The 26,937-nt window shown below is 40.5% G+C and carries 28 protein-coding genes and 2 tRNA genes; 22 read left to right on the top strand and 8 right to left on the bottom strand.

What is annotated here, in order from left to right:
• Positions 1 to 3 precede the first annotated feature (3 nt).
• Positions 4 to 1,050, top strand: coding sequence for a microcin C ABC transporter permease YejB (locus ACWIUJ_RS01215; protein WP_454152459.1), 1,047 nt, complete (start codon positions 4 to 6; stop codon positions 1,048 to 1,050).
• 33 nt (positions 1,051 to 1,083) lie between these two features.
• Here the strand turns inward: ACWIUJ_RS01215 and ACWIUJ_RS01210 are convergent.
• Positions 1,084 to 1,161: transfer RNA gene (locus tag ACWIUJ_RS01210), tRNA-Pro, on the bottom strand.
• A gap of 52 nt (positions 1,162 to 1,213) precedes the next feature.
• Positions 1,214 to 1,288, bottom strand: a tRNA-Asn gene (locus tag ACWIUJ_RS01205).
• A 160-nt stretch (positions 1,289 to 1,448) separates the two neighbouring features.
• Between ACWIUJ_RS01205 and recG the strand changes: the two genes are divergently transcribed.
• The 10 genes from recG (at position 1,449) to ACWIUJ_RS01155 (ending at position 10,624) form a co-directional block, all read left to right on the top strand.
• Entirely contained in the window at positions 1,449 to 3,422 is a 1,974-nt protein-coding gene (gene recG, locus ACWIUJ_RS01200) for an ATP-dependent DNA helicase RecG (protein ID WP_454168423.1), read from the top strand.
• Between the two features lie 77 nt (positions 3,423 to 3,499).
• Positions 3,500 to 4,438 carry a class 1 fructose-bisphosphatase gene (locus ACWIUJ_RS01195; RefSeq protein WP_454168421.1) on the top strand — a complete coding sequence of 313 codons (939 nt, stop codon included), beginning with the start codon at positions 3,500 to 3,502 and terminating at the stop codon, positions 4,436 to 4,438.
• On the top strand, positions 4,439 to 4,657 hold the full coding sequence (locus ACWIUJ_RS01190; protein WP_454152456.1) for a hypothetical protein: 219 nt from the start codon (positions 4,439 to 4,441) through the stop codon (positions 4,655 to 4,657).
• Between the two features lie 9 nt (positions 4,658 to 4,666).
• Positions 4,667 to 6,583, top strand: a complete 1,917-nt coding sequence (metG, locus tag ACWIUJ_RS01185; RefSeq protein ID WP_454168419.1) for a methionine--tRNA ligase — start codon at positions 4,667 to 4,669, stop codon at positions 6,581 to 6,583.
• Positions 6,584 to 7,351: a 3'-5' exonuclease gene (locus ACWIUJ_RS01180; protein WP_454168417.1), complete on the top strand. Its 768-nt coding sequence runs from the start codon at positions 6,584 to 6,586 to the stop codon at positions 7,349 to 7,351.
• Between the two features lie 8 nt (positions 7,352 to 7,359).
• Positions 7,360 to 8,583, top strand: a complete 1,224-nt coding sequence (locus tag ACWIUJ_RS01175) for a metallophosphoesterase (RefSeq protein WP_454168415.1) — start codon at positions 7,360 to 7,362, stop codon at positions 8,581 to 8,583.
• 2 nt (positions 8,584 to 8,585) lie between these two features.
• A complete protein-coding gene (locus tag ACWIUJ_RS01170) occupies positions 8,586 to 9,026 on the top strand; it encodes a hypothetical protein (RefSeq protein ID WP_454168414.1) in 441 nt (146 codons plus the stop codon).
• Positions 9,027 to 9,245: 219 nt separating this feature from the next.
• Entirely contained in the window at positions 9,246 to 9,554 is a 309-nt protein-coding gene (locus tag ACWIUJ_RS01165; RefSeq protein ID WP_454168412.1) for a hypothetical protein, read from the top strand.
• The gene (locus ACWIUJ_RS01160; RefSeq protein ID WP_454168411.1) at positions 9,551 to 10,081 is read left to right on the top strand and encodes a hypothetical protein; all 531 of its coding nucleotides are present in this window, start codon (positions 9,551 to 9,553) and stop codon (positions 10,079 to 10,081) included. Before ACWIUJ_RS01165 ends, ACWIUJ_RS01160 begins: the two co-directional genes overlap by 4 nt.
• Positions 10,082 to 10,099: 18 nt before the next feature.
• Positions 10,100 to 10,624 carry a tetratricopeptide repeat protein gene (locus tag ACWIUJ_RS01155; RefSeq protein ID WP_454168409.1) on the top strand — a complete coding sequence of 175 codons (525 nt, stop codon included), beginning with the start codon at positions 10,100 to 10,102 and terminating at the stop codon, positions 10,622 to 10,624.
• Between the two features lie 112 nt (positions 10,625 to 10,736).
• Here the strand turns inward: ACWIUJ_RS01155 and ACWIUJ_RS01150 are convergent, their stop codons facing one another.
• Positions 10,737 to 11,378, bottom strand: a complete 642-nt coding sequence (locus ACWIUJ_RS01150; RefSeq protein WP_454168407.1) for a superoxide dismutase — start codon at positions 11,376 to 11,378, stop codon at positions 10,737 to 10,739.
• A gap of 112 nt (positions 11,379 to 11,490) precedes the next feature.
• Positions 11,491 to 11,667: a hypothetical protein gene (locus ACWIUJ_RS01145; RefSeq protein WP_454168405.1), complete on the bottom strand. Its 177-nt coding sequence runs from the start codon at positions 11,665 to 11,667 to the stop codon at positions 11,491 to 11,493.
• A 90-nt stretch (positions 11,668 to 11,757) separates the two neighbouring features.
• On the opposite strand from ACWIUJ_RS01145, the gene ACWIUJ_RS01140 reads away from it, so the two are divergent.
• From ACWIUJ_RS01140 to ACWIUJ_RS01120, 5 genes are all read left to right on the top strand, one after another.
• On the top strand, positions 11,758 to 14,553 hold the full coding sequence (locus tag ACWIUJ_RS01140) for a type I restriction endonuclease subunit R (protein ID WP_454168404.1): 2,796 nt from the start codon (positions 11,758 to 11,760) through the stop codon (positions 14,551 to 14,553).
• A 157-nt stretch (positions 14,554 to 14,710) separates the two neighbouring features.
• Entirely contained in the window at positions 14,711 to 15,193 is a 483-nt protein-coding gene (locus tag ACWIUJ_RS01135; protein ID WP_454168402.1) for a Panacea domain-containing protein, read from the top strand.
• Positions 15,193 to 15,666 carry a hypothetical protein gene (locus ACWIUJ_RS01130; protein WP_454168400.1) on the top strand — a complete coding sequence of 158 codons (474 nt, stop codon included), beginning with the start codon at positions 15,193 to 15,195 and terminating at the stop codon, positions 15,664 to 15,666. Before ACWIUJ_RS01135 ends, ACWIUJ_RS01130 begins: the two co-directional genes overlap by 1 nt.
• Before the next feature lie 4 nt (positions 15,667 to 15,670).
• Positions 15,671 to 16,339 (top strand): restriction endonuclease subunit S, encoded by a 669-nt coding sequence (locus ACWIUJ_RS01125; RefSeq protein WP_454168398.1) that lies wholly within the window; start codon positions 15,671 to 15,673, stop codon positions 16,337 to 16,339.
• Between the two features lie 10 nt (positions 16,340 to 16,349).
• On the top strand, positions 16,350 to 17,807 hold the full coding sequence (locus ACWIUJ_RS01120) for a type I restriction-modification system subunit M (protein WP_454168397.1): 1,458 nt from the start codon (positions 16,350 to 16,352) through the stop codon (positions 17,805 to 17,807).
• Between the two features lie 182 nt (positions 17,808 to 17,989).
• On the opposite strand, the gene ACWIUJ_RS01115 is transcribed toward ACWIUJ_RS01120, so the two are convergent.
• The 4 genes from ACWIUJ_RS01115 to uvrB form a co-directional block, all read right to left on the bottom strand.
• Positions 17,990 to 19,015, bottom strand: coding sequence for a hypothetical protein (locus ACWIUJ_RS01115; protein ID WP_454168395.1), 1,026 nt, complete (start codon positions 19,013 to 19,015; stop codon positions 17,990 to 17,992).
• On the bottom strand, positions 18,996 to 20,135 hold the full coding sequence (locus tag ACWIUJ_RS01110; RefSeq protein ID WP_454168393.1) for a DNA cytosine methyltransferase: 1,140 nt from the start codon (positions 20,133 to 20,135) through the stop codon (positions 18,996 to 18,998). The genes ACWIUJ_RS01115 and ACWIUJ_RS01110 overlap by 20 nt, the downstream gene beginning before the upstream one ends.
• Entirely contained in the window at positions 20,077 to 20,247 is a 171-nt protein-coding gene (locus ACWIUJ_RS01105; protein ID WP_454152445.1) for a hypothetical protein, read from the bottom strand. Before ACWIUJ_RS01105 ends, ACWIUJ_RS01110 begins: the two co-directional genes overlap by 59 nt.
• 99 nt (positions 20,248 to 20,346) lie before the next feature.
• Positions 20,347 to 22,353: an excinuclease ABC subunit UvrB gene (gene uvrB / locus ACWIUJ_RS01100; protein ID WP_454168391.1), complete on the bottom strand. Its 2,007-nt coding sequence runs from the start codon at positions 22,351 to 22,353 to the stop codon at positions 20,347 to 20,349.
• A gap of 91 nt (positions 22,354 to 22,444) precedes the next feature.
• Between uvrB and ACWIUJ_RS01095 the strand changes: the two genes are divergently transcribed.
• From ACWIUJ_RS01095 to acpS, 6 genes are all read left to right on the top strand, one after another.
• Complete coding sequence (locus ACWIUJ_RS01095) at positions 22,445 to 22,669, top strand: hypothetical protein (protein ID WP_454152439.1); 225 nt, start codon at positions 22,445 to 22,447, stop codon at positions 22,667 to 22,669.
• Positions 22,666 to 23,229 carry a hypothetical protein gene (locus ACWIUJ_RS01090; RefSeq protein WP_454152438.1) on the top strand — a complete coding sequence of 188 codons (564 nt, stop codon included), beginning with the start codon at positions 22,666 to 22,668 and terminating at the stop codon, positions 23,227 to 23,229. The genes ACWIUJ_RS01095 and ACWIUJ_RS01090 overlap by 4 nt, the downstream gene beginning before the upstream one ends.
• Before the next feature lie 38 nt (positions 23,230 to 23,267).
• Entirely contained in the window at positions 23,268 to 25,160 is a 1,893-nt protein-coding gene (locus ACWIUJ_RS01085) for a primosomal protein N' (RefSeq protein WP_454168389.1), read from the top strand.
• A 12-nt stretch (positions 25,161 to 25,172) separates the two neighbouring features.
• The gene (gene rsmD / locus ACWIUJ_RS01080; protein WP_454168387.1) at positions 25,173 to 25,841 is read left to right on the top strand and encodes a 16S rRNA (guanine(966)-N(2))-methyltransferase RsmD; all 669 of its coding nucleotides are present in this window, start codon (positions 25,173 to 25,175) and stop codon (positions 25,839 to 25,841) included.
• Between the two features lie 95 nt (positions 25,842 to 25,936).
• A complete protein-coding gene (locus ACWIUJ_RS01075) occupies positions 25,937 to 26,521 on the top strand; it encodes a flagellar basal body-associated FliL family protein (RefSeq protein ID WP_454152435.1) in 585 nt (194 codons plus the stop codon).
• Positions 26,522 to 26,538: 17 nt separating this feature from the next.
• On the top strand, positions 26,539 to 26,922 hold the full coding sequence (gene acpS / locus ACWIUJ_RS01070) for a holo-ACP synthase (RefSeq protein ID WP_454168385.1): 384 nt from the start codon (positions 26,539 to 26,541) through the stop codon (positions 26,920 to 26,922).
• Positions 26,923 to 26,937: the final 15 nt, after the last annotated feature.

Here is a 26,937-nt window from a genome sequence, read left to right as displayed (position 1 = left end):
ATTTTGCTTGGCTATATTTGTAAGCGTTTATTTCTCCTTGTTCCCACACTTTTAGGGATTTTAACGCTTAATTTCGCGCTTATCCAGCTCGCTCCGGGCGGTCCTGTGGAGCGCACTATTGCTCAAATCGAAAACCTCAATAAACCAGCAGAATCTGCCATCGCGCAAAAAAATTTTTACAAAGGCTCTGTGGGCTTAGAGCCAGAACTAATCGAGCAGATTAAAAAAATGTATGGCTTTGATAAGCCACTATTAGAGCGATATGTAGAAATGATAAAAAATTATCTATGTTTTGATTTTGGGCAAAGTTTTTATCAACAAAACGATGTGGTTGATATTATTATCCAAAAGCTTCCTGTAAGTATTTCTTTGGGCGTGTTTAGCACTCTTATTATTTATCTTATAAGCATTCCGCTGGGAATCTTAAAAGCCACTAAGCACGGCTCTGCGTTTGATATAGGCACAAGTTTTGTCATTGTCATTGCCAATGCCATTCCCTCATTTTTATTTGCGATTTTTCTTATTGTGCTTTTTGCTGGTGGGAGTTATTTTGATATTTTTCCATTGCGTGGGTTAGTGAGTGATAACTTTGAGAATCTTAGCCCGCTAGATAAAGTGTTAGATTACTTACATCATCTCGTGTTGCCTGTGTTTTGTATTTCTATCGGGGGATTTGCTACCCTTAGTATGCTGTGTAAAAACTGCTTTTTAGAAGAAATCCACAAAACTTACACGCAAACCGCACGCGCTAAAGGGGCGAACCAAACGCAAGTTTTATACGGGCACATTTTTCGCAATGCAATGCTATTGATTGTAAGCGGATTCCCTGCGGTGTTTGTAGGAATGTTTTTTAGCGGGAGTTTGCTTATTGAGATTATCTTTAGTCTTGATGGACTTGGACTTTTGGGCTATGAGAGTGTGATAAATCGTGATTATCCTATTATTTTTGGCACGCTGTATATTTTTACTTTTTTGGCCCTTATTGTTGGGATTATCAGCGACTTAGTCTATGTGCTCATCGACCCGAGAATCCACTTTGAGAAATCATAAATTTTAGATTGGATTGTGTAGCACGAGATAGAATGGTCGGAGTAGCGGGATTCAAACCCACGACCTCACCCACCCCAAGGGTGCGCGCTAATCAGGCTGCGCCATACTCCGTGTAAATCTCTTAAAAACAACACAAAAAGCCTATGATGATAATTAAGAAGAATGGCTCCGGATGCAGGATTCGAACCTGCGACCAAGCGGTTAACAGCCGCCTACTCTACCGCTGAGCTAATCCGGAACAAAAAAGAGTGAGATTATAGGCTAAATTTCTATAAAAGTCAAGGCGTTTTATGTTATTTAGGGCGTATAAGCCCTGCCTCATTATCCCTTAATTGCGGAATATACTTTGCTTTTATTTTGTCTTAAAATGACACCAACTTACTACTTGGAATACAAAAGTGGATTTTTTAACCAATGCACGATTTGAGAATCTAACGCCAAATATCGCTCTCGATTCCACACTTAAAGACACACGGGCGATAAAAAAACTTTTAGAAAACGCACAAAAAAACCACATACACAATCTCTATGAACTACTCCTAAATCCACCAAAAGGCTATGAGGATAGGCGACTTTTGCCTCGTTTGCATAATGGTGCGCTTGGCACTCTTCATATACAAATAACACAAAGCACCAAAGGTGGCTTTGGCAAAAAAACTTTTCTGCGCGTAAGTGCGATTGCAAGTGATTTTAATCAAGTGCTTTCACTTATTATTTTTCACCCAAAGCCATTTATGAGCGCGCAATTTAGCGAGGGGAAGCAATGCGTAATCTATGGCAAGGTTGAAGAAAAGCAAGGATTTTTTTCAATCATTCAACCACGCATAGTTACGAACTTTGGTGAAGTAGCGATGAAGTTTAAAGCCACACCACAAAAAGCAAAAATTTTGCAAGCCCTTGCCAAATGTTTTATTAGCGAGCAAAACCTCATCTCTTGTGGGATTAACCCTCCATACGCACAGAGAATCTGCGAAATTTTCGCTCCAAGTGATGTGTTTGTCGAGCAGTTTAAAAGCAATGGTGGGCTCTTTGGAGAATATTTAGATTCTATAAAATTAAGCGAAATCGTGTATTACACTCTGCGTTTGCGTAAGAAAAAGCTTCATTGCAATGCAAATTTCCTCTGCAATGGGCAGTATCAAAGTTTCATTCAATCCCTCCCTTTCACGCTCACAAATGGACAACAGCAAGCAATCCAAGCTATCGCGCACGATTTGGCTCAACCAAAGGCTTGTAGACGCCTTATAATGGGCGATGTAGGCTGTGGGAAAACTATTGTCATCTTAAGTGCCGTAATGATGGCGTATCCTAAAAAAAGCATTCTAATGGCACCAACAAGCATTTTGGCAAAGCAACTCTACAATGAAGCAAAAAGACTCTTGCCAAATAGCGTAAATATCGCACTTGTAACCGCACAAACCAAAGAGGGGAAAAAAGACACAAAAACAAGCACGCAAGAAAATGATGAAATATTATTGCCTTTTATGCAAGAAGATTCCAATCAAGCGCATTTTATCGTTGGCACACAGGCGATTTTATATAGAGAATTTGATTTTGGAAATTTTGCCTTAGTGATGAGTGATGAGCAGCACCGCTTTGGCACAAAACAACGGCACGCACTAGAAAAAATGTTTAGTGGAGAGGATTACGCACAAAATGCTACACGACCGCATTCTCTGCAGTTTTCAGCCACACCAATCCCACGCACAATGGCTATGATAAACGCGCAATTTATCGATTTTAGCACCATTAAAGATTTACCATTTAAAAAGGACATTCAATCAACAATTATCACAAAGACACATTTTGGCGCACTTATCGCACATTTGAAAGCAGAAATAACCAAAGGCAATCAAGCACTTATCATCTATCCGCTAGTAGAGGAAAGTGAGCATATTGATTATCTTTCACTCTCGCAAGGACAAGACTTTTGGCGTAAGCATTTTGATGGAGTGTTTGTAACTTCGGGCAAGGACAAGCAAAAAGAAGAAGTGCTCGAAAACTTTGCTAAAAATGGCACTATATTACTTGCAACCACGGTGGTAGAAGTGGGAATCTCACTGCCAAGGCTAAGCACCATTGTCATCGTGGCACCAGAGCGACTTGGATTAGCGACATTGCACCAACTACGCGGGCGAGTGAGCCGTAATGGCTTGAAAGGCTATTGTTTTTTATACACCAATTCAAACAATACTGAGCGATTAGAGCAATTTTGCCAAACACTCAATGGCTTTGAAATCGCCGAATTAGACCTCCAATATCGCAGTAGTGGAGATTTACTAAGTGGGCAAAGACAAAGTGGCGAGGAATTTAGTTTCTTTAATATGCAAAGCGATGAGCGCATTTTACGCATAGCTTGTGAATTGAAGTAAATTTATAGAATCTTTAAGCCTCTTTTTGTTACAATCGCAAAAAATATTACACTTTATTACAGGACAAAGGTTGTGCGATGATAGATTCTATATTTGAGGTGTTTAAAGAATGTGCGTGTGTGATTGATACAATGCTAAAAAACCCATCTACAAAGTATCTTAGTTCTCAAAACTCTAGTGGCGATACACAATTAGAAGTCGATGTGGAAGCAGACAAACTCATCGAAAAAAAACTTTTAGCACTAGATTGTATAAAATCCGTATGCAGTGAAGAAAAGCAAGCAATCGTGCATAAAGATGCACTCAAGCAAGCCATAGAGGCAAATGCCAATGCCTCGCTAGATTCCATTCCATTAGGCAAGTTAAAAGACACTAATGATGCGACACATCTTAGTGTAGCCTATGACCCACTTGATGGCTCTTCGCTTATTGATAGCAATCTAAGTGTTGGAAGCATTTTTGGAATCTATGATGGTTGCTTGTGTGCTAGTGGCTTAGTAGCAAGTGGCTATATCCTTTATGGTCCGCGATTAGAAGCTGTCTTTGCCAAAGATAAAGTAGTGCATTACCGTCATAATGGAAAAGTCTGGGAAAAGCTCGGCGAGCTAAAACTACAAAACAAAGGCAAAATCAACGCACCCGGTGGCACACAACAACATTGGAGTGAGAAGCACAGAGCACTTATTGCCTCTCTTTTCTCTCAAGGGTATCGCTTGCGCTACTCTGGCGGTATGGTGCCTGATTTGCATCAGATTCTTATTAAAGGTGGCGGGCTTTTTAGCTATCCCGCGACAAATGACGCACCTAAAGGAAAGCTACGCAAACTCTTTGAGGTTTTTCCCTTTGCTTTTATCTATGAAAAGGCTGGTGGAGAAGCACTTGCAGCCACTGATAAAGGTGGCACAAAGAGAATCTTAGAGCTTGAAGTAGAGCATATCCACGATACTACGGCGTGCTTTTTAGGGAGCAAAGAAGAAATCGCCCAAGTCAAGCAAACTTACAACAAGGAGTGCTAAATGCAAGAGATTCAAAGCAACGCCCTGCAAGATAAAGATATGTTTGCAATCAATTTAGAAAAAAAAATCGCTAGTTTGCAATCGTGCCAAAGCGAGCATAATGTAGATTCTTGTATGCCTTGCGAAAAATTCATAGGTTGTCCTAAACGCACCGAATATGTCAAAGCCGTGTATGATAGTATGAATAAAGGGCAAGATGGAAGTTTTGATTTTAATTAAAGGATTGTAATGAAAAGCTATATCACCACACCGATTTATTATGTAAATGACATAGCCCATATTGGGCACGCCTACACGACTATCCTGTGCGATATGTTAAAAAAATACAAAACCCTGCACGGCGAAGATGTGTTTTTGCTTACAGGCACAGATGAACACGGACAAAAGATAGAGCAATCAGCCAAAAAGCACAATCTCGCACCACAAGAATATGTCGATTCCATAAGCAAGGAGTTTTACACCCTTTGGCGTGAGTTAGAAATAGGCTTTGATTGCTTCGTGCGCACCACAGATTCTAAGCATTGCCTTGCCGTGCAAAAAGCCTTTGAAAAAATGTATCAAAAAGGCGACATCTACAAGGGGGAATATGAGGGCTGGTATTGCGTTTCGTGTGAGACGCACTTCACCAAGCACCAAGTCATCGAGCAAAAATGCCCAGATTGCGGTAAGCCAACAACTACAATCAAAGAGGAAAGTTACTTTTTTGCTCTTAGCAAATACCAAGACCGCCTTTTACAATGGTATGCAGACAATGCAGATTCTATCGCGCCAAAGTATCGTCTCAATGAAGTGGTGAAATTTGTAGAATCTGGGTTAGTTGATTTGTCTATCACGCGCACAAGTTTTGATTGGGGGATAAAGCTCCCGCCAAGTATCAATGATAATGCGCACATTATGTATGTGTGGCTTGATGCGCTCCTTAGCTATATTAGCGCGATTGGCTATGGAAGCGAGGATTTTAAAAAGGAATTATGGGATAATGCCACACATATCGTGGGTAAGGATATTTTGCGATTCCACACTATTTATTGGTTGGCATTTTTGATGAGCTTAGAGCTCCCATTGCCAAAGAGAATCTACGCGCACGGATGGTGGACCGTGGAGGGCGTGAAGATGAGTAAAAGCATTGGCAATGTCATCAATCCGCGTGATATGATAAATGCCTATGGATTAGAATCTGTGCGCTATTTTTTGGTGCGCGAAGTGCCTTTTGGGCAAGATGGTGATTTTAGCCAAAGGGCGATGATTGAGCGCATTAACTCGGATTTAAGCAACGATATAGGCAATTTACTCAATCGCCTTATTGGTATGAGCGAAAAATATTTCTCCCTTAGCCTCACAAGCACTGCGACACAAGAACTCTACCCAAAAGAGTGCAAAAAAATCACCCAAGCCCTAGAGCAATATGAAAATTTTATGAGTCAAATGCAACCCCACAAAGCCCTTGAATCGCTTTGGGAAATATTAAGTCTTGGAAATAGCGTAATTAGCCTTTATGAGCCGTGGAAAATGATGAAAAACAATGAATCTCACAAAGTGGAGGCTTTGCTCGTCTTGCTTGGTAATATCTTATTTAAAGTCGCGCTATGCCTCTATCCTGTAATGCCAAAAACTGCGCAAAAGATTGCTAGCGCGCTTAATATGGATATTAACGCACAAAATTTTACGAGTTTTGTCCTGCAAAGTGAATTTATCAATGCAATCACTATCACTAAAATCCCGCCGCTCTTCCCTAGAATCGAAGCAAAAGACCAAGAATCTAACACTAAAAGTGCTAAAGATTCCAAACATTCGCAATCTCAAAGCCAAGCCACAGACAATCTCATTAGCATTGGGGAGTTTCAAAAACTTGATATTCGCGTAGGCGAAGTGCTAGAATGCGAGCGCGTAGAAAAAAGCGAAAAACTCTTAAAATTCCTCATTGACTTAGGCGAGGAAAAGCCACGCCAGATTCTCAGTGGAATCGCAAAGTTTTATGAACCACAAAACCTTATTGGCAAACAAGTATGCGTGGTGGCAAACCTCAAACCCGCCAAAATTATGGGGCTACTAAGCGAGGGAATGATTTTAAGCTGTGGTGATGAAAGTGGATTAAGTCTGCTTGGGATAGAATCTGCGCGTAAAAATGGGAGCAAAATCTCATAAATGGCGACATTTGCCCCCCTTTTAGAAAAGCTTCACTCCGCTCCTATGCAAAAAGACGCATTTAGGCAATATGTGGCGCAGTGTGCGGGATTGCTTAGCGATGTGGATACGCAATTAGAAATCCTTAAAGCCTATGGATTCCCATTTGTTGAACTTGATGATAGTTTTGCGCTTGGCACGCGCCTTATACATTGGCGTGAGGCGAAATTTTGCTTTGTGGATATTGAGACTACAGGTGCGAAACCAAAAGATTCTCAAATTATCGAAATTGGCGCGATACAATACCAAAATGGCGTGATTATCAATACATTTGAAAGCTATGTCTATGCGCCTAGTGTGCCAGATGAGATTAGCACGCTCACAGGCATTTATACTAAAGATTTAGCAAACGCCCCGAGTCAAAAAGAAGTGTTAGAAAAATTTCGACTTTTTTTGCAAGATTGTATTTTTGTCGCACATAATGTGGGGTTTGATTATAACTTTTTGGACTTTAGCTTCCAGCAAAACGCAATCGCAGGATTATTATGTCCCAAACTTTGCACCATTGATTTAGCTAAGCAGTGTATCCTCTCTCCGCGCTATTCGCTTAGTTTTTTAAACACTTTTTTGGGAATCAACACGCCAATAAGCCACCGCGCTTATGCTGACGCACTCACTGCGCTTGAAGTGTTTAAAATTGCCTCTTTGTGCATTCCAGATTCTATCCAAACCGTGCAAGATTTGATTGATTTTAGTAAGATTGGCAGACCGTTTATCCCACAAAAATAGGAGTTATTATGGAAGCAAAAGTTCAACTTTTCCAAATGCAAAATTATCTTTTTCCACTTATGTCGGTGGCAGTGTTTGGGCTACTGCATTTTTACATTTATAAAGTCCTTTTCAAGTCTTTTGCCACGACTACACTTTTTAAGGCATTTTGGCTCGTGTTTATTTGGCTTAATTTTATCGGTTGTGCGGCGTATTTCGCACTCCTGCATAAAGACCCGCCCTCTCAAGCCTTATTTTTACTCCTCTCTCTTAGCATTGGTGTTGCCTTTTGTCTCACCATTATCACACTTATATATCAAATCTGTTCGCTTTTCATCTACGCGATAAAGGACAAATCAAAGCGCGCAAAAATGCGCTACAACCTCAAGCGTGCGTGCGGAATCTTGGCTATCGTGTTTATCATCATCGGGCTTATTGGCGGGGCAAAAGAGCCTGTGGTGTATGAAGTGCCATTTGTCATAAATGGATTAAAAACTCCGCTTAAAGCTGTGCAACTCAGCGATGTACATATTGGCGGGCTAATGGATTCTACGCGTGTGCGCTCAATAGTGGAGCGCGTGAATGCGTTGCAACCTGATATAGTTTTTTTGACGGGGGATATTATTGATTCCAAACTTCACTTAGTAGAGAGTGCTGTAAATGAACTTGGGAATCTTCAGGCACAATATGGCGTGTATTACGCACTAGGGAATCACGAGTATTTCCACGATTTGCAAAACATCATCGCCAAACTACAAAGTTTGGGATTCCATCTGCTTATCAATGAGAGTGAGGCTATACGCGCTGGCAGCAATGAGATTGTTATCGCTGGAATTGCTGATTTAGTAGGCACAAGAGAGGCTTTCACCCCTTATAATCTCCCACCAAAGCTAAAAGAAACGCTTGAGTTAAGTCATTGCCCACAAAATGCAATGCACGAGGCAAATCAATGCCCGCCCATAATCCTACTCTCTCATCAACCAAAAATAATCGAGGAATTTTTAACCCTTGAAAATCAACGCCCAGAACTCACACAAAATGTCGCGCTTATCCTTAGCGGGCATACGCACGGCGGGCAGATTTTCCCATTTTCATTGCTTGTGTTGCTTCAGCAGCCCTATCTCAAAGGCTTAGCTAAAATCAACCAAAATACTTCGCTCTACATCAATCAAGGGACAGGCTATTGGGGACCACCTATGCGCGTGCTAAGCGAGAGTGAAATCACACTCTTTCATTTCTTGCCTAAAGAGTAACAATGGCACAAATACTGCAAAAACTCACTCTCTATTTTGGATTGTTAGCAAACCTTGTGCTGTGGGGCTGTGCTGGGAGCAAGCCCATTGATTTATACACAAGACATTATAAACCCCTCATCTCGGAGAAAAAAATTAAAAAACTCAAAAACAACGCAAACTATCCTAATAAGCTAGATTCTCAAATTGGATTAAATGTTTTGCAAGCACAAGCACTTCATAAATCCCTCATCAACATTTATGGTTGTGTGTGCATAGGAAGCACAGAATTCCAAAGAATGGAGCGACTAAACTTCATCACAAACCATATAGAATCTCCAAGACAACTCGCCCAAAAAGTCGGCGCGAACTACTATATCACTTATGGTGAATATGTCTCTAGGAGCACTTCTGCAAGTGGTAATATCCCGCGCAACGGCGCATTATTTTATCTCTGCCCATAACAATTCTCCATACAAAATCCGCGCCTTAAAGCCTAAGAATCACCACGCATAAAACCCTAACTATCGCCAACATAGCTTTTATGATGATTTAAGATTCTCCTATTTGCTCTTTGATATTTCATTTAAGCAAAGTTTAAGTAGGGGGGGGGGTAGAATTACTTATGTAAGTCTATAAACCTATGGATTTTTTGCAAAAAATCAAAGATTTAAGGAGAAAATATGACAAGACAAGAACTTCATAAATACTTACGGCGTGCTGGTAAGGGATTTATAGCGTGCAGTATTGAGCCCGTTATCAAATACAAGCAAGGGGCTATTGATAAAGCCACACTCATTGCCAATGTTGAACAAAACTTTAAAAACAGCACAATTACGACCAAAGATTTTCGTCTTAATATTGCCTTTAAGATTGTTGAAGCAAATAAACATATAGAGGCTTTAGAAAATATACAAAACTCCACTAAAGTGGAAAAACAATACAGGGATTTAGCAACCAAAACATTAAATAATCTAAGGGGACAAAGATGACACGACATAGAATCTTTGGGATATTTTTGGTAAGTATAGGATTTTGGTTATGTAGCTGCGCAGATAATGCCTTTATAAAGTTTTATAAACCAACACTAACACCCGCCCAAGTAGCCAAACTAAAATCTAGTGGTGATTACCCAACAAATGAGTTTCGCTCTATACAAGCAGCAAATGCCACAGAATACATAATGTATGTTGCCTCACTACAAATACTTTATGATTGTCTCTATATAGGAGGTTCTGCTTTTGAGGGTTCACTAGAAAAGGAAGCTAATATAAAAATAAAAAAGGCTGCCAAAAAAGTAGGTGCAAATTTTTCTGTTGCATTTAGTGAATACTTAAACACAGTAAGTGGCACTTATACGACTTTTGTGCCTACTTATTCCACTACGAATGCACAAGCCTATGGTTCTAATGGTAATTATGCCTATGGCAGTGCTACCACACAATCAAACACACCTATAACGAACTCTTATAGCGTCAGTAGATACCATCAAGAAGCAAATTTTTATCTCTGTCCATAAACTTTCAAAGGAGATTAAATGAACCACATTAAACTTTTTTTAAGTCTTTTATTAGTAATGCTAGGCCTAAGCTATGCCAACGATTTGCATCAATACGATAATCCCGAACGACTCGCAAAGGCAAAAGAATGTATCATAAACAATATGGAAGGTGATGAGTGCAAAAACATACCTTTTCGAGAAAGAGATTTTATAGATTTGCATTATAAGACAGGCGATATGAGAATCATAAACTATTTAACACAAAATTGTGAAAAAGCCCAAAATATAGGTTGGCAAACCCATTGTTGTGTTACATTAGGACGGATTTTCTTAAAAGGGCGTGGAGTATTTGGCAAGGGTAAAGGCGTGGAACAAAACTACGCACAAGCACTCAAATATATGAAAAAGTCCTGTGATTTAGGATATGGTGTGGGTTGTGTATTTCTTGGGGATATGTATCTCTTTGGCTATGGCACAAGAACAAATCCTCAACTCGCACGGGAACTCTATGGCAAGGCGTGTGATTTAGGAAATCAAGAAGGTTGCGACAAGTATAACTAACTTAATAAATCTAGCTATTGCAAAGTTTTTACAACAACTTTACATCACAAAGATTCCGCTAAAATGCGGAATCTAAAAACTTATATAAACAAAGTGCATTGAGCACTTCTCGCTACTTTTTATGCAACTCGTTTATATAAAATCTAACCGAGCTTACGCCCTCTTTTTGCGCCCATTCATACGCCTTAGAGACAAAGCCCCAATTTATATGCGCGAAGTATTTTTCCAAATACGCAGGGCGCGCGTTTTTATGGTCGATATAATACGCGTGCTCCCACACATCTACCACAAGTAGCGGGATTTTATCCTCTGTGATTGGCGTGGCAGCATTGCTTGTTTGCACGATTTCTAGCTTTTTGCTTTGCGCATTAAGCACGAGCCAGCACCACCCAGAGCCAAATAGCGTAGTGGCGGCAGCCAAAAATTTCTCTCTAAATCCATCAAGGCTACCAAATTCAGAATTTAAAGCCCCTTTTAGCTCCTCGCTCATCGCACTCACATCGCCCTTTGGCGTGATACAATCCCAATAAAAATCGTGATTATACACCTGCGCAGCGTTGTTAAACACCCCGCCACTAGACTTTTTGATAATGTCATAAAGCTCGGCATTTTCGTAATCGCCGCCCTTAGTCAAATTGTTAAGATTATTGACATAAGTTTGATGATGCTTGCCATAGTGAAAGTCAAATGTGATAGGGCTTAGGAAGTCCCCAAATGCGTCTTTTTGGTAAGGTAATGCTCGTAATTCAAACATAGTTTCTCCTTTATTTGTTGTGATTTGTTGTGATAAATCATTCTTATCACGGAGCGCATTATAAGAAAATTTATTTAATAGTAGGGACAATATACACGCAATTTTTCACACTTTAACACGCTCTGCCCGCTTGGCAAGCATATTCACAGCATTTTAGATTCTCGTTTTGCCGATGCGCAAAAAGTGCTAGAATCCTACCTCGCAAGCGTGGCTTTAAGTGATATAATGAGCGAGGTTTAGACACTTTCGCCCTGTATTTGCGCTCTATGGTGCTTTTGTGTGTTAGCATTCTTGTGCGTGCATTTATCCTAAATCAAATGCTATAATAGCGCGTTGAAAATGTGAGTGTATTCCTAAATGATTGGGGTTATGAGCGATGATGAAAGACGAAGCAAAAACGCGCATAAATATCGATGAGTTGCTAGAGTCTTGCGGGTTTGTCCTGCAAGATAAAGCAGAGTTTAACCGCCTTGCCAAAGCACAAGGGCAGGACATTTCAGCCGTTGCTGTGCGTGAATTTATGATGAGTGATGGGAGCGAGGCAGACTACTTACTTTTTATCGAGGGCAGGGTGTGCGGTGTCATCGAGGCAAAAAGAGAGGGCAAGACATTAAGTGGCGCACACGCGCAAAGCAAGCACTACGCCACGCATTTACCGACAAATCTAAAAGCGTGGGCAAATCCCCTGCCGTTTTTGTATGAGAGCAATGGAGGCGAGATATTTTTCACTGATTTACGCGAATCGCACGCGCAAGGCAAAAGAGCTAGGCGTGTTTTTGCCTTTCACACGCCAAAATCTCTGCTTGACAAACTAGAGTCTAAAAGCACCCTGCGACAAAATCTCACCACTCTCCCCCAAATCCCGCTAGATTCTACGCATTTGCGCCCCTGCCAAGCAGAGGCTATCACCGCGCTTGAAAAATCCCTGTCCCTAAACAAACCCCGCGCGCTTATCCAAATGGCAACGGGTGCGGGCAAAACCTTTACCGCGTGCAATTTTGTTGCTAGGCTTTTTACCCACGCAAACGCGGGGCGCATTCTCTTTCTTGTGGATAGAAACAATCTAGGCGAACAAGCCAAAAAAGAATTTGATAATTTCCGCCTCCCAAATGACAATCGCAAATTTAGCGAAATCTACATTACAAATCACTTGCAAACAAACCACATTGACAAGGATTCAAAGCTCGTCATTACCACGATTCAGCGGCTTTATTCTTTACTAAAAGGTGAGGCAGAGTTTGATAGCGCAAATGAAGAGCATTCAGCGTTTGATAGCAACACAGCACAGCACACGCCACCAAAAGAGCTTCGCTACAATCCCACTTTCCCCATAGATTTTTTTGACTTTATCATCGTAGATGAGTGCCATAGAAGCATTTATGGCGAGTGGCGACAAGTGCTAGAATACTTTGATGCCTTTATCATCGGGCTTTCTGCCACGCCTAGCAAACACACGCTAGGATTTTTCGCGCGAAATATGGTGAGCGAATATCCGCTTGAAAAAAGCATAATCGATGGCGTAAATGTTGGCTTTGAGATTTTCCGCATCGCTACAAAAATCAGCGAGAATGGCGGAGTTATCGAAGCAAGTGATGGGCATTTCGCCGTGCCAAAGCGCGACAAACGCACAAGAAAGCTCATCTATGAAAGCATAGATGAGGATTTGGAGTATAAAAAAGCGGATTTAGATAGAAGCGTAGTCGCGCTAAATCAGATTCGCACCATTTTAGAATGCTACAAAAATAGCCTTTTTACCCAGCTTTTCCCAGAACGCGCAAATGATAAAGCGTGGATTCCAAAGACGCTGATTTTTGCCAAAGATGACGCACACGCCGAAGAGATTGTCCGCATCGCCCGTGAAGTCTTTAACGCTGATAATGACTTTTGCCAAAAAATCACTTACAACATAGGCAAACAAAGCCCAAAAGAGCTTATTGCCGAGTTTCGCACAAGTCCAAAGTTTCGCATAGCCGTAACGGTCGATATGATAGCCACAGGCACGGATATAAAGCCCCTAGAAGTGCTTATCTTTATGCGCGATGTGAAATCAAAGCTCTACTATGAGCAAATGCTAGGGCGTGGCGTGCGAGTAGTAAATAAAGATAGCTTAAAAGAAGTTACACCAAATGCAAATGGCAAAAATCATTTCTTTGTCATTGACGCGGTAGGCGTAACAGAAAGTCTAAAAAGCATTTCTTCACCCCTAGAGCGCAAAAAGGGCGTGAGCTTTAAAAAATTGCTAGAATCTATCGCAATGGGCGCAAATGATGAGGACACTATATCTAGCCTTGCAAATCGTTTGTCAAAACTTGCGCTAAACGCCACGCCACAAGACAATGAACTAGCAAGAAATTTAAGTGCGATAAATGACAAAAAAGGCAAAGATTTGCGCGAATTAGCGCGGGATTTGAGCGAGTGCATTGATAGCGATTTTTGCGAGGGCAAAAGCGAAGCGCAAATAGAATCTATCCGCGACTCCGCGCTTATGCCCTTTAACAACCCGCTTTTGCGCCAACATTTGCTTGAAATGGCGAGTAAAAACTTTATCTACATTGATGATATAAGCGTAGATGAAGTCATCACAGGCGCATTTTCGACAGATAACGCGCTTCAACAAATCGCAAATTTCAAAGAGTTTCTCACAACGCACAAAGACGAGCTACAAGCTCTGCAAATCATCTACGCACAAAGCTATGCCAAAAGGCATTTGACGCGAAATCTCATAAACGAGCTACACGAGAAGCTAAAATTTGCAGGGCTAGGGATTGCAAATCTATGGAATGCCTACGCACTCACGCAAAAAGAGCGCGTAAAGCACCTAAAAAATGCCGAATCAAAGCTTACAAATCTTATCCAACTTGTGCGATTTGAGCTAGGATTTGATAGTGAATTGCGAGATTTTGGCGGTGTGGCAAATTCGCGCTTTGAGCTTTTCAAAGGACGGCAAATCAAAAAGGGCATAGAGTTTAGCGCGGAGCAACTAGATTTTCTCACCCACATAAAAGACTACATTATCGCAAATGCTTATCTATCAAGCGATGATTTGCAAGGGCTAAATGACGCGTGTGGCGACACAAATGGAATCTTTGTCGCAAAAGCACTTTTTGGCGAAAACTTCGCCCCTTTGCTTGATGAGCTAAATTTGGCACTCATCGCGGGATTAAAAGCAAGTTAAGGCTAAAAGCGGGGTAGGGTTAAAAATTTATGTGGGCTAAATTTTGCTTGACACAATCAATTTTGCAATAATGCTTTTATAGATTTGACGATATGTTGCGCAAATCTTAATAAAAAGTTTGTTAAAATTACACCACAAAAAGTCAAAAGGAGTGAATATGGAGGCAATGCAAGTAGCAAGGTATTTTATTACCCTAAATGACAACGAATGCAAAGACAGCGAAGAAAAAAGCGACCTATCAAAGCTTAAAATCCAAAAATTGCTTTATTATGCGCAAGGTTATTATTTGGCACTTTATAATAAGCCTTTGTTCGATGAAAAAATTTTAGCGTGGCAACACGGACCTGTGGTTAAAGAAGTTTATACAGGCTTAAAACCATTGCCAAAGCCAAATGCAAATTTTATCCCAACAAATAAATACAAAATGCCTGATGATGAGATAAAAAAGCTAGGCAAAAAAGAAAAAGAACTCATCGAAGATGTCTTTCAGCTTATGGGGCAATATTCAGCGTGGAGATTGCGCGATAAAACGCACCAAGAGGACCCGTGGAGAGATAATTACAAAGAGGGCAAAAAAAATATCGAGATTCCACAAAGCGATATGAAAAAGTATTTCAAGCACTATGTGGAAGAGGTTTAATGGGCAAAAACAAGAGGATTATAAAATCATCTTACAAGCCTACTATAAATCGTAGGCTTGTAGAGACTGATAATAAAAAATGCCTTATATCGCTAGAAAAAGCCATAATAGACAATACAAATTATGGCTTATGTTTAGACAAAAAACACTCACAAACAAATAACCAAAACTCTAAAAAATTCAACACTGCATTATTAGGACTTTTTCACTATATTTGCAAAAGAACTTGGAATGAGATTTATCAGACAAGAAAACAACAAGAATATGGACACGAACACTTCCCATTGCAAGATATACAAGTGGAGTGCATCCAAACATATTTTATTGATAAATGTGGCAAATCAAAAAACGACAAAATAGATACTTTTCGCTTTGGCTCTCAAAAATTCCGCGCTTGTGGATTTAGACAAATAGATACTTTTTACTTGGTTTGTATAGACTATGATTATTCTCTCTACAATCACGGAAGCTAAACTAATGCAAACAAATAGTAAAAAATCCCCCTCCCTTGCGGAGGGGGCTAGGGGGTGGGTGGATTCTATCCCAAAATCGTGGCAAATTAAAACGCTTGGGGATATATTTTTGATTGAGCGTGGAGGTTCGCCACGCCCTATAAAGCAATTTTTGACAAACGATGAAAACGGCATAAATTGGATAAAAATTGGTGATACCAAAAATGTCTCAAAATATATTTATTCGACAGCTGAAAAAATCAAGCCAGATGGCAAAAAACATTCAAGGTTTGTTGAAATTGGAGATTTGATTTTGTCAAATTCTATGAGTTTTGGGCGTCCTTACATTATGAAAACGACAGGTTGCATTCACGATGGTTGGGTAGTTTTTAGAAATATCAAAAAGCTAATTGATGAGGAATACGCTTATTACGCCTTGATTTCAAATCAAATTTATGCTGAATTTTCAAAGTTAGCCACAGGCTCGACCGTGAAGAATTTAAGCATTGATAGGGTTAAGCAAGTTGCTATCCCCCTGCCACCCTTGCAAACCCAAAAGCAAATCGTAGAGATTTTAGAAAAGCATTTTAGTAGCGCGGATAAAACAAGCGCGTTTATAGACTCCGCGCTAAAAAACGCAAAGCAACTCAAATCAAGCCTCCTAAAATCCGCCTTTATGGGCAAACTCATATAAAGGACGACAAATGAACGCACAAAATCTAATCGCAAAAGTTTGGGACTATGCAAATATATTGCGTGATAGTGGCGTAAGCTACACGGACTATGTGGCGCAACTTAGCTACTTGCTGTTTTTAAAAATGGAGAGTGAAATCGCAAGCGTGAATCCTAACGCAACTTCGCTAATCCCGCTTGAATTTCGCTGGGAGATTTTAAAAAAGCTTGATGGCTTAGAGCTAGAAAGCGCGTATAGTAGGGCTTTAAACGAACTCTCCAAACAAAGCGGGATAGTCGGCACGATTTACCAAAAAGCGCAAAATAAAATCAACGAACCCGCCAAACTCAAACGACTTATAAGCCTAGTCGATGGGGAGACTTGGCTAGGGCTTAGTGTCGATGTCAAAGGCGCGATTTATGAGGGACTTTTGGCAAAAAACGCCACAGAGACAAAGGCTGGGGCGGGGCAGTATTTCACGCCAAGAGTGCTATGTGAGAGTATCGTGCGGCTTATGCGCCCAAAGCCCGAAATGAGTGTGTGCGACCCTGCGTGTGGGACGGGCGGATTTTTACTCGCGGCTTATGCGTATATGAAAGCACAGAGCAAAGATAGCGAGGTTTTGCGCACACTTCGCGAGGATAAGCTCTATGGCAAGGATATAACGCCTTTGGTGGTAAGTCTATGCGCTATGAATCTCTTTTTGCACGGGCTTGGCGTGGGGTTTGATAGCAATAAAGCACAACGCCCATTAGTCATAGAGGGCGATTCGCTATTAGAGCTAGGCAATGTGCGCTTTGATATGATTCTCACAAATCCGCCCTTTGGCAAAAAATCTAGCACCAAAATAATGGGCGAAGATGGGAGCATAAAGCGTGAGAGTGAGACATATACGCGGGAGGACTTCATAGCTACGACTAGCAACAAACAGCTTAATTTTCTCCAACACATTATGAGTCTGCTAAAAATCGGTGGCAAAGCTGCGGTGGTTTTGCCTGATAATGTGCTTTTCGAGGGCGGGGCTGGGGAGAAAGTGCGTAAAAGACTTTTGAGCGAATTTAATCTGCATACGATTTTGCGTCTGCCCACAGGGATATTTTACGCGCAAGGCGTTAAGGCAAATGTGCTGTTTTTTGACAAATATGAGCCTTTAAGCAAGGGAATGCGCACGGATAAAGTGTGGGTGTATGACTTGCGTAGTAATGTCAATCTAAGTTTGGTTAGCAATCCTTTGAGTGCGGAGCATTTAAGCGATTTTGAGAAATGCTTTTGTGCGGATAATTTTACTAAGCGCGTAGAGAGTGAGCGATTTAGGGCATTTAGCGCGGAATCTATTTTGGCAAGGGATAAGGCAAATTTAGATATTTTTTGGCTAAAAGATGAGAGTTTGGGGGATTTGGAGGATTTACCTGCTCCGCGTGAAATCGCTACGATGATAAAAAGCGACCTACAAAGCGCGATGAGAGAGTTTGATAGCATAGGGGTTTAGGTTTGGTGTATAGATTGCCACGCTAGCCTTGCTCGCTCGCAATGACGGTATTTTTCATATTTAAGCATAGCAAAGTATCCAAGCAATATAGCTACATCGCCTTGATTCTCGCAATCTCATCACGCAGAAGTGTGATTTCTAACACCTTGTAATATTTTTAAGATTTTTTGCATATATTTTTATCAATTTAAAGAGCCACTAAACCAATTATTTAGAATTTGCTTTATTTTTGATTGCTCTTTATTGTAACCACTAATCATATTTATCCATATACTTAACTTATTGCTTTTTTTATAATCACTTTGTTCCCAATGATTAAGCAACGATTCCTCATTTATTTGTAGTAATATGTATTCTATTTGATTACGATTTTCGTGTATTCGCTTATACACCGCTGGAAGTCCCTCAAATTTCCCGCCAGCAGAAAATAAATCCCGCACATTTGGGCATATAATACCCTTTTGTGCAACTAACCACATTGAAAAATTATTATATTGTCCCACAACAACTTCGGGGAACAAAATCAAACCTTTTAGCATTAAATCCTTTTTCTCATCGCCTGATAAATTATTCCAAAATCGTAAAATTGATGGCGATGTTGTTTCAGATTCTGCACTTGATGCCCACCATAATTTTTCACCTTCTTTTAGTTGTTTTTTGTAGTATCGTGATATTTTTAAAATAGGGTCTTTGTCGTTTCTTAATTCATCATACGAAATTCCCATTTTATCAAATATGCTATTGCCTTTTTCTAGTCGCATATCAATTTTGTATCGTGGATAATGCGTTGTTGCGATTTCATATAAGCAATCTTCATAAGGTCTGCTTAAAAATTCAGCACATTTGCCACCTAATTTGCCAAATGTCAAAAAGATTCGCTCAACGCTATCTATTCTAGAGCCCTCTAAAATACTGCCACCTGTGGTAGTCCAATGGTCGCCTTTGGTGCTTTTTACCTCAATGCCATAGTATTTTTCTGCGACAATATCTGGGAAATACTTCCCTGACATTAGTGTGATTTTATTTTCAAATGTTGTGTTTTTTGCGCAAATTTCAAGCGTTTTACATACAAATTTTTCTAAATCCTCCCAATCAAATTGTTTTATTCTGCTATTAGATTTTGCTTCAATGTTTAGCAAAATATCCGCATTTTTCATTAACGATGCGAAATCATCAATCGTAGGTTTATTATTTGTGGCAACTATCATTTTTGCCCCCAAAGTATAATTCCCAATTTGTCTCCAATCTTTTGGCGATATAGTATGCCAAAAGTGGAGGGACGGCATTACCTATGAGTTTGTATGCCTCTGATGCGCTTAAACTCCCAAATTTATTACCGCTATCTAAAATAAATTCATAATCATTGGGAAAACTTTGTAATCTAGCGCATTCTCTCACGCTTAATCTGCGCTGTTTTAGCCCTTGCGCTAGTTCGCCTACATTTTTGCCACCATTTTCTGCACTCAAACGCCTAAATTCGATATTACCGTGATGTTCCGCTCTAATTGTCGGTGCAACTGATTGCATATTGATTTCACTTTGCCCTTGACAATGTCCTCCCATATATTTTGCCTTTGAATATGCCATTTGTGATTTATCGATAGGCTCGTTTTCGGGCTCATTTAAGTCGCTTAACACTTCGGCGCAGGTTACCCTTTTATGCGCGTGTGTGGGAGGCGGATATGGGTCGTATTTGAGTGGAATATGTTTTTGTGCGAGTGCGGACAATGCTTTTTTAGTTAGCGCATTTTTTTGAAATCCAAAAAATATCACTCTCTCCCTAGATTGTGGCACACCATAATCTGCGGCTTGTAGCACCTTTGCAGAAATCACAATGTATCCACCATTGCAAATATTTGCAAAGTCTCTCTCTATGATTTCTTTTGCATTTTTTAGATTCGTTAGTCCTTTTACATTTTCAGCAATAAAGATTTTTGGGCGAGTGATTGCGATAACTTCACGCATCCAAATGTAGAGTTGCCCTCTGTTTTCATTTGTCGGTGCGTCAATTTCTATTTTTGAGCCGTTGTGATTTTTTTGTGAATCAAATCCTAGCCTTTTACCAGCGATAGAGAAGTCTTGACAGGGAAATCCACCTGTGAGAATGTCAATATTATTTGGGAAAATCTTTGCGCCATTTTTATGTGCTTTTACTAAATCTACGATGCTTTCAGTGAAAAAGATTTTATCTGCGTTTTGTTTGGACTTGCTAAAATATGTTACCCAAGCGGTTTTTGCGGATTGTTTTATATCGTTTGCAAAAATTGTCTTAAATTTTGTCTTTTTTAGCTTTAGCCAATTCCCCCCCCCCCCCGCTAATAGAATCATCAACCCAATCGTTATGTAAAATTGTGTTTATGGATTTAGCGTGGCACTCAAAGCCGCCCTCAAATCCTATATCCATTCCACCGCAACCCGAAAATAACGATAATAGATTCATTGTCATTGCTCCTTAATCCTTAATAATGACATATAGCTTTAAGATTAACATTCTACCAAAAAATCAGCTGTTTAATATCAATAAATAGCCTCAATGCCACTACATCGCCTTGATGCGTGCGATTTCATCGCGTAGTCGTGCGGCTTCTTCAAATTCTAAATTTTTAGCCGCTTGTAGCATTTGTTTTTTTAGCTCTTTTATGATAGATTCTCGCTCGCTTTTGGGGATTTTCGCACCTTTTTTGCGCCCTGATTCATAGAGTTGGGATAGTCCGCTTGACTCAATCTTTAGCTCCTGCTCGACATTGCGTGAGACGCCCTTTGGTGTGATATTATGCGCTTTGTTGTAGGCTTCTTGCTTGCCCCTGCGATAGTCTGTGATTTCAAACGCTCGCTTCATAGAACCCGTGATAGTAAGATTGCCATTTTTATCTTTAGCCGAGTATAAAATCACCTTGCCCTCCACATTTCGTGCTGCCCGCCCCATCGTTTGGATAAGGCTTGTTTCACTACGTAAAAACCCCTCTTTATCCGCGTCTAATATCGCAATTAACGAGACTTCGGGTAAATCAAGCCCCTCACGCAAAAGATTTATCCCCACAAGCACATCAAATTCGCCAAGCCGCAGAGCGCGTATCAAGTGGTTGCGCTCGATAGCATCAATGTCGCTGTGCATATAGCGCGTCTTTATGCCTAGCTCGCTGTAATATTTTGTCAGCTCTTCTGCCATTTTTTTGGTAAGCGTGGTAATCAAAACGCGCTGTTTTTTCTCTACACGCTCTTTTATTTCATCGAGCAAATCAAGCACTTGATTGCCACTATCGCGCACTTCATAAAGCGGGTCAAGCAGTCCTGTGGGGCGGATAATCTGCTCGGCGATATTTGCCCCGCTAAGCTCAATCTCAAGCCGTGCGGGCGTGGCTGAAACAAAGAGAAAATGCGGGGCTTTATGGATAAATTCCTCAAACATTAGCGGGCGATTATCTAGCGCGCTAGGCAGGCGAAATCCATACTCCACAAGCACTTCTTTGCGACTTCTATCCCCCGCGAACATTCCGCCAAATTGTGGCAAACTCGCATGGGACTCATCGACTATGACTAAATAGGGCTTGTTTTTTTGCTCGAAATAATCTAGTAGGCAATAAGGCGTCTCCCCTGCCCTTTTCCCCGTGAGATGTCTTGCGTAGTTTTCGATGCCTTTGCAGATTCCACTTTCGCGTATCATTTCTAAGTCAAACTCCGTGCGTCCTTTTAGTCGCTGGTATTCCACTTCTTTGCCCTGCGCTTTAAATTCTGAAAGCCGAGAATCAAGCTCCACTTCGATATTATGTATCGCCTCGCTTAGCCGATTTGCCCCGACTATAAATTGATTTGCCGCATACAGCACAAAGGAATCTAGCACTTTTAGCTTTTGTCGCTCTATCGCCTCATACACCGCGATTTGCTCCACCTCATCGCCAAAAAACTCAATGCGGATAAACTCGCTCTCATTGTAGGCTGGGAAAATATCCACCACCTCCCCGCTCACGCGAAACTCCCCACGCTCAAACGCCGTGTCATTGCGCGTGTAGCCCATATCTACGAGCTTTATGAGAAACTCTTTTTGATTGCGCGACTCGCCTACCTCGATTTTTTCTATCATTGTGAGGTATTCAGCGGGGTTGCCTAGCCCGTAGTTCGCACTCACGCTCGCCACCACGATGACATCATCATACGCAAGAAGCGAAGTAGTCGCGCTAAGTCGCAATCGCTCCAAATCGTCATTTATGCTCGAATCTTTTTCGATAAATAAGTCCCTGCGCGGAATGTAGGCTTCGGGCTGGTAGTAATCAAAATGGCTTATGAAATACTCCACTTTATTGCGCGGGAAAAAGCCCTTAAACTCGCTATAAAGCTGGGCTGCAAGGGTTTTGTTGTGCGTCATTATGAGTGTTGGCATATTGAGTGTGGCGATGATATTTGCCATAGTGAATGTCTTGCCACTGCCCGTAACGCCTAAAAGCGTGGCATATCGCGCCCCTTGTGAGAAACTTTGCGTGATTTTGCGTATCGCTTGTGGCTGGTCGCCTGATGGGGAAAAACTTGCCTGTAAATGAAACTTTTCCATAATATCCTCACAAAAATTAAAACTTTATGTTGCAAAATTGATTGCTTGTGTTATAATTTGCTATTTTACTAAAAAACTTTAAGGACAAAGAATGGATTCTCAAATTATGGATAGGCTTTCACAGAAAATCGAGCAAATGCTCCGTAAAATAGCCTCTCAAAAAGATGAGATAGAATCTTTGCGACTTGAAGTAAGCAAACTTCGTGCAGAAAATGAGTCAAAGCAACAGCAAATCTCAAATCTCTATGAGAGTATTGGCTTGCAAAAGACGAATATCGAAGAGCTTTTTAGTAGAATTGAAGAGGGTCTTAGATGAGTGATTTTACAGAATCTGGTGCGTATAATTCTCTCACACACAACGCTAGGCGCGAGGACGAATACGAAGACGAGCTCCCTATCTTGTTGGATAATAGCTTGCTTGCGCTTACGATTAAAAACTATCCGTTGAGTGTGAAAAATGAGTTATACAACTTTTTTTACACTAATGGGCGCAGACGCTCAGTCGATATACTCGACTTGCTTCAAGCCTATGTGTGGAAAACTCAGGAGCACGCGAGAATCCGCGATACTTTGGAGAGCTTGTGTGGTGAGATTGATGTGTTGCAAAACACTCAAGAATCTTATCAAAACACACAAGTTGGAGTATCTTATACACGAGATATGGGAGGTTATCAAATGCCTTACGATGAAACAGATTTGCAACATTTGACACCCGCGACCAATATGGAAGATTTCAAGCCTCTCAATGTATCGGAATTTAAAGATTCTATAAATGCCCTCGATGAAATCGATTCTGCGGAGCTAGACCCTATGGAGTCTCTTGATTTAGCCTTAGAATCTGTGCTTAAAAAGAATCAAAACGCACAAACTTCCTAACTCTCAATATTTGAGTAATGTAAGGAGGTTGAAACTTTGTGCAATCACTTGGATTCATCGCACCACTTGGCAGAAACTCTCCACTACTAACTTATAAAGTCTCCACGGATGCTGAATTTGGCGATATTTTTCATATAGAGATTAAGGATTTTTCGTGCTTGGGGGTTTTTGTCGCACCTTGTGAGAGTGCAGACTTTGAATGCAAACAAGCTATAAAAGCAAATATACACTTTTTGCCACACCAAAAAATCCTCGCACGATTTATAGAGCAGTATTATTGCTGTTCTTTTTCTCAAAGTTTTTCGCTTTTTACACCATTGGCAAACGCAGATTCCCACACGAAACAAGCAATCAAACAAGATTTTACCCACTTAAATGCACTCTCTTCAAAGCAACTCCAAGCCCTCCACTTTACACAAAACAATCAAAATGCCCTGCTTTTTGGCGATACAGGCAGTGGCAAGACAGAAGTGTATATGCACCTCATCGCTCAAACGCTACAAGCAGGAAAAACCGCGCTTTTTTTAATGCCTGAGATTTCACTCACGCCACAAATTGAAATGCGATTAAAGAGCGTATTTGGCGAACGGGTAGGAATCTGGCACTCAAAAATAAACACAAAAAACAAAAAAGAGATTTTAGCTAAATTGGAATCTAATGAGATAAAAATCATCGCAGGCGCACGGTCTGCGCTCTTTTTGCCAATAAATAATTTGGGGCTTATTATTGTCGATGAAGAGCACGATGATGCGTATAAATCCCAAAGTGCGCCACGATACAACACACGCGATATTTGTCTTTATCTTGGCAAGCATAGTCAAATCAAAGTTTTGCTTGGTTCTGCCACACCAAGCCTTAGCACTTATAGCAATGCTAAAAAATCACAAACGCTCTTTCGCCTTAAGGGGCGACATTTTGGAAATCACAAAAGCTATATTTTTAGCCACCACCCACCACTTAGTGAATCTATGGTCCAAAAAATTGCCCAAATACTTAAAAGTAACCAACAAGTTATTGTGTTTCTCCCTACTCGCGCTCATTTTAAAACACTCTTTTGCCAAGAATGCGCGCAAAGCGTGCAATGTGCCTTTTGCAGTGTCAATATGAGCCTACATTTAGACAAAAACGCGCTAATGTGCCATTATTGTGGCTACACGACAACAATCCCCAATCAATGCCCACAATGCCAAAGCACAAATCTACAAAGTCGCAGAATCGGCACGCAAGAATTCACTAAAGAGCTCAAACAAAATCTTGCAGATTCTGCCATATATGCAAAAATTGGGATATTTGATAGGGACAGCATTACCACGCACACAAAGCTTAAAAGTATATTAAAAGACTTTAACGCACATAAACTTGATGTTCTTGTTGGCACACAAATGCTTTCAAAAGGACACGACTATCATAATGTCGCATTATCCGTAGTTGTGGGGATTGATTATGTGCTTAATATGCCTGATTTCCGCGCAAATGAAAGGGCGATGAGCTTATTAGAGCAAATCGCAGGACGAGCGGGGCGCAAGGAAAATGGCGAAGTATTTATCCAAACGCTTAATGAAGGATTTTTTAAACGCTTTATAGATGATTATGAAACATTTTTAGAATATGAATTACACACACGCCCAAAGTGCTATCCACCATTTATGCGACTAGCAAATATCAGTTTTTCACATAAAGCACAACAAACTTCCCTACAACGAATGCAACAAACACAAAAACTTTTAGAAAACTATCTTGCTAACCATAAAGATTCTTTTGAGATTGTAGGTGCGAAAGCCTCTGATATTATCAAAATTGGGGGGAAATTTCGCCATAATATTTTATTACGCACGCATTCTATAAAGAGTCTCTTAAGTGCGTTAAGACATATGAGTAATGCCCTTAGATTCCCTTTTGAGATTGATATTGACCCATTAAGCACGATATAAGGTATAAACCAAATGAACCTAGAATCTAAAAAACCCCTCACACAACGCAACCAAAAGCTCAAATCTTGCGATATACAAACAATCCGCATACATTCAGGCACGCTAAAGGGCTTGCGATTGCAACTCCCGCCCAAAGCCTTCACTCGCCCAACAAAAAGCATTTTGCGTGAATCGTTTTTTAATACTATCGCACATCAAGTTGTAGATTGCGTATTTATCGAGGGTTTTGGTGGAAGTGGCTCAATGGGCATAGAGGCACTTAGTCGTGGTGCAAAAAAGGTGGTGTTTTATGAAATCAATCCACAAATCACCCAAATCCTAGAGCTTAATCTTAATAAAGCATTGGCGCGATTAGATTCCATACATACTAAGAATCTCACACAAAAAACCCAAAGCGCACATATTATCCAACAAAGCTTCTTTCATTCGTTTGAAATGCTACAAAACACGCAAAGTCAAACCCTACTGTATTTAGACCCGCCATTTTTCACGCGCAAAGGAATGCAAGAGCTAGAGCAACAATGCTTTGAATGTATCACTGCATTGCACAATCCTCACATCTTTTTAATTGCTTTTGAGCACATTAGCATTATAAATTTGCCAAAAAATCTAGGAAAGTATGTTAAAATTCGCGCTAAAAAATTTGGAAAAAGCACGATTTCATACTACACTTTAATGTAAATCACACTACTTTATCCAAATTATGTGCTTGTGGGAATGGGATTTGATAGTTTGCACACGACACATTGACACTCAAATTTGTTTAAGGAGACATTATGGCTGAAGAGCAAAAAGAACAAGCGGCAACTCAAGCTGTTAAAAAAGACAAAACCATTTTATTTGTGGTTATTGGTGTAGCGGTAGTCCTTATACTGCTCATTGCGCTTTTGATAGTGCTCGTCCTCTCACAAAACAAAGAATCTCATCCACCAGCGGAGCACGAAGCTGTCGTGGAGGAAGTCCAACCACAACCAGAGCCAAACAAACAAGCTGGGACAAAAGTCGCTACGAGCAGTGTGGTAAGTGGAAGAGGTTCGGATTGGGGCAAGATTGGACCAATCCTTGAAGTAGGCGATAAAGATGGATTCAAAATAAATCTCCTCACACAAACGGGCAAAAAAGTGCTTATCGTCAAAGTAAGTATCGAGCTTGATAAACCAGAAACACAGCCAGAAGTAGAGACAAAGCTCCCTATAATCTCTGATACGATTATTGAGATTCTCTCTTCTAAATCCGTAGAGGAAGTCGCCACAACAAAGGGCAAAAATAGAGTAAAAGATGAAATCGTGCAACGACTAAACGAACTTCTCATTGATGGAAGTATCAAAAATATCTTTTTCACGCATTTTTTAATTGGATAACTCTTTAAGGGTAATATTTGCTAGGCATTGACATAGTGAAAATCTCTCGCTTAAAAAACTTGGAATCTAAGTTTGGCTTGCGAGGGTTGAAGCGATTTTTAAGTGATGAGGAAGTTGCACTCTGTCTAAAACATAAAGACAGCGTGAAATCATATAATTTTTCGCGTATTGCTGGATTTTTTGCCGCCAAAGAAGCTCTAAGTAAGGCACTAGGCTGCGGGATTAGCAAGGAATTAGGATTTTTAGATATGCACATACACATTGATTCTAAAGGCGCGCCGCACATTACTTTAAGTGATAGAGCAAATGCACATTTTAGCGCAAAGATTGTGTTTAGCCACATTGCACTTAGTATCACGCACGAAAGCAAATATGCCGTTGCTTGCGTGGCATTACGCTAAAGTGGGGGTAAATCA

Source organism: Helicobacter sp. 23-1046, from assembly GCF_053654635.1.
The sequence above is the reverse complement of the archived record's forward strand: the minus strand, read 5'-3'. Positions and strand labels throughout refer to the sequence as shown.

Excerpts from the sequence above, each read along its gene's own strand:
- ACWIUJ_RS01195 (WP_454168421.1), top strand. The coding sequence starts at position 3,500 with ATGATAGATTCTATATTTGAGGTGTTTAAAGAATGTGCGTGTGTGATT.
- ACWIUJ_RS01190 (WP_454152456.1), top strand. The coding sequence starts at position 4,439 with ATGCAAGAGATTCAAAGCAACGCCCTGCAAGATAAAGATATGTTTGCA.
- metG (WP_454168419.1), top strand. The coding sequence starts at position 4,667 with ATGAAAAGCTATATCACCACACCGATTTATTATGTAAATGACATAGCC.
- ACWIUJ_RS01180 (WP_454168417.1), top strand. The coding sequence starts at position 6,584 with ATGGCGACATTTGCCCCCCTTTTAGAAAAGCTTCACTCCGCTCCTATG.
- ACWIUJ_RS01175 (WP_454168415.1), top strand. The coding sequence starts at position 7,360 with ATGGAAGCAAAAGTTCAACTTTTCCAAATGCAAAATTATCTTTTTCCA.
- ACWIUJ_RS01170 (WP_454168414.1), top strand. The coding sequence starts at position 8,586 with ATGGCACAAATACTGCAAAAACTCACTCTCTATTTTGGATTGTTAGCA.
- ACWIUJ_RS01165 (WP_454168412.1), top strand. The coding sequence starts at position 9,246 with ATGACAAGACAAGAACTTCATAAATACTTACGGCGTGCTGGTAAGGGA.
- ACWIUJ_RS01160 (WP_454168411.1), top strand. The coding sequence starts at position 9,551 with ATGACACGACATAGAATCTTTGGGATATTTTTGGTAAGTATAGGATTT.
- ACWIUJ_RS01155 (WP_454168409.1), top strand. The coding sequence starts at position 10,100 with ATGAACCACATTAAACTTTTTTTAAGTCTTTTATTAGTAATGCTAGGC.
- ACWIUJ_RS01150 (WP_454168407.1), bottom strand. The coding sequence starts at position 11,378 with ATGTTTGAATTACGAGCATTACCTTACCAAAAAGACGCATTTGGGGAC.
- ACWIUJ_RS01145 (WP_454168405.1), bottom strand. The coding sequence starts at position 11,667 with ATGCTAACACACAAAAGCACCATAGAGCGCAAATACAGGGCGAAAGTG.
- ACWIUJ_RS01140 (WP_454168404.1), top strand. The coding sequence starts at position 11,758 with ATGAAAGACGAAGCAAAAACGCGCATAAATATCGATGAGTTGCTAGAG.
- ACWIUJ_RS01135 (WP_454168402.1), top strand. The coding sequence starts at position 14,711 with ATGGAGGCAATGCAAGTAGCAAGGTATTTTATTACCCTAAATGACAAC.
- ACWIUJ_RS01130 (WP_454168400.1), top strand. The coding sequence starts at position 15,193 with ATGGGCAAAAACAAGAGGATTATAAAATCATCTTACAAGCCTACTATA.
- ACWIUJ_RS01125 (WP_454168398.1), top strand. The coding sequence starts at position 15,671 with ATGCAAACAAATAGTAAAAAATCCCCCTCCCTTGCGGAGGGGGCTAGG.
- ACWIUJ_RS01120 (WP_454168397.1), top strand. The coding sequence starts at position 16,350 with ATGAACGCACAAAATCTAATCGCAAAAGTTTGGGACTATGCAAATATA.
- ACWIUJ_RS01115 (WP_454168395.1), bottom strand. The coding sequence starts at position 19,015 with ATGATAGTTGCCACAAATAATAAACCTACGATTGATGATTTCGCATCG.
- ACWIUJ_RS01110 (WP_454168393.1), bottom strand. The coding sequence starts at position 20,135 with ATGATTCTATTAGCGGGGGGGGGGGGGAATTGGCTAAAGCTAAAAAAG.
- ACWIUJ_RS01105 (WP_454152445.1), bottom strand. The coding sequence starts at position 20,247 with ATGAATCTATTATCGTTATTTTCGGGTTGCGGTGGAATGGATATAGGA.
- uvrB (WP_454168391.1), bottom strand. The coding sequence starts at position 22,353 with ATGGAAAAGTTTCATTTACAGGCAAGTTTTTCCCCATCAGGCGACCAG.
- ACWIUJ_RS01095 (WP_454152439.1), top strand. The coding sequence starts at position 22,445 with ATGGATTCTCAAATTATGGATAGGCTTTCACAGAAAATCGAGCAAATG.
- ACWIUJ_RS01090 (WP_454152438.1), top strand. The coding sequence starts at position 22,666 with ATGAGTGATTTTACAGAATCTGGTGCGTATAATTCTCTCACACACAAC.
- rsmD (WP_454168387.1), top strand. The coding sequence starts at position 25,173 with ATGAACCTAGAATCTAAAAAACCCCTCACACAACGCAACCAAAAGCTC.
- ACWIUJ_RS01075 (WP_454152435.1), top strand. The coding sequence starts at position 25,937 with ATGGCTGAAGAGCAAAAAGAACAAGCGGCAACTCAAGCTGTTAAAAAA.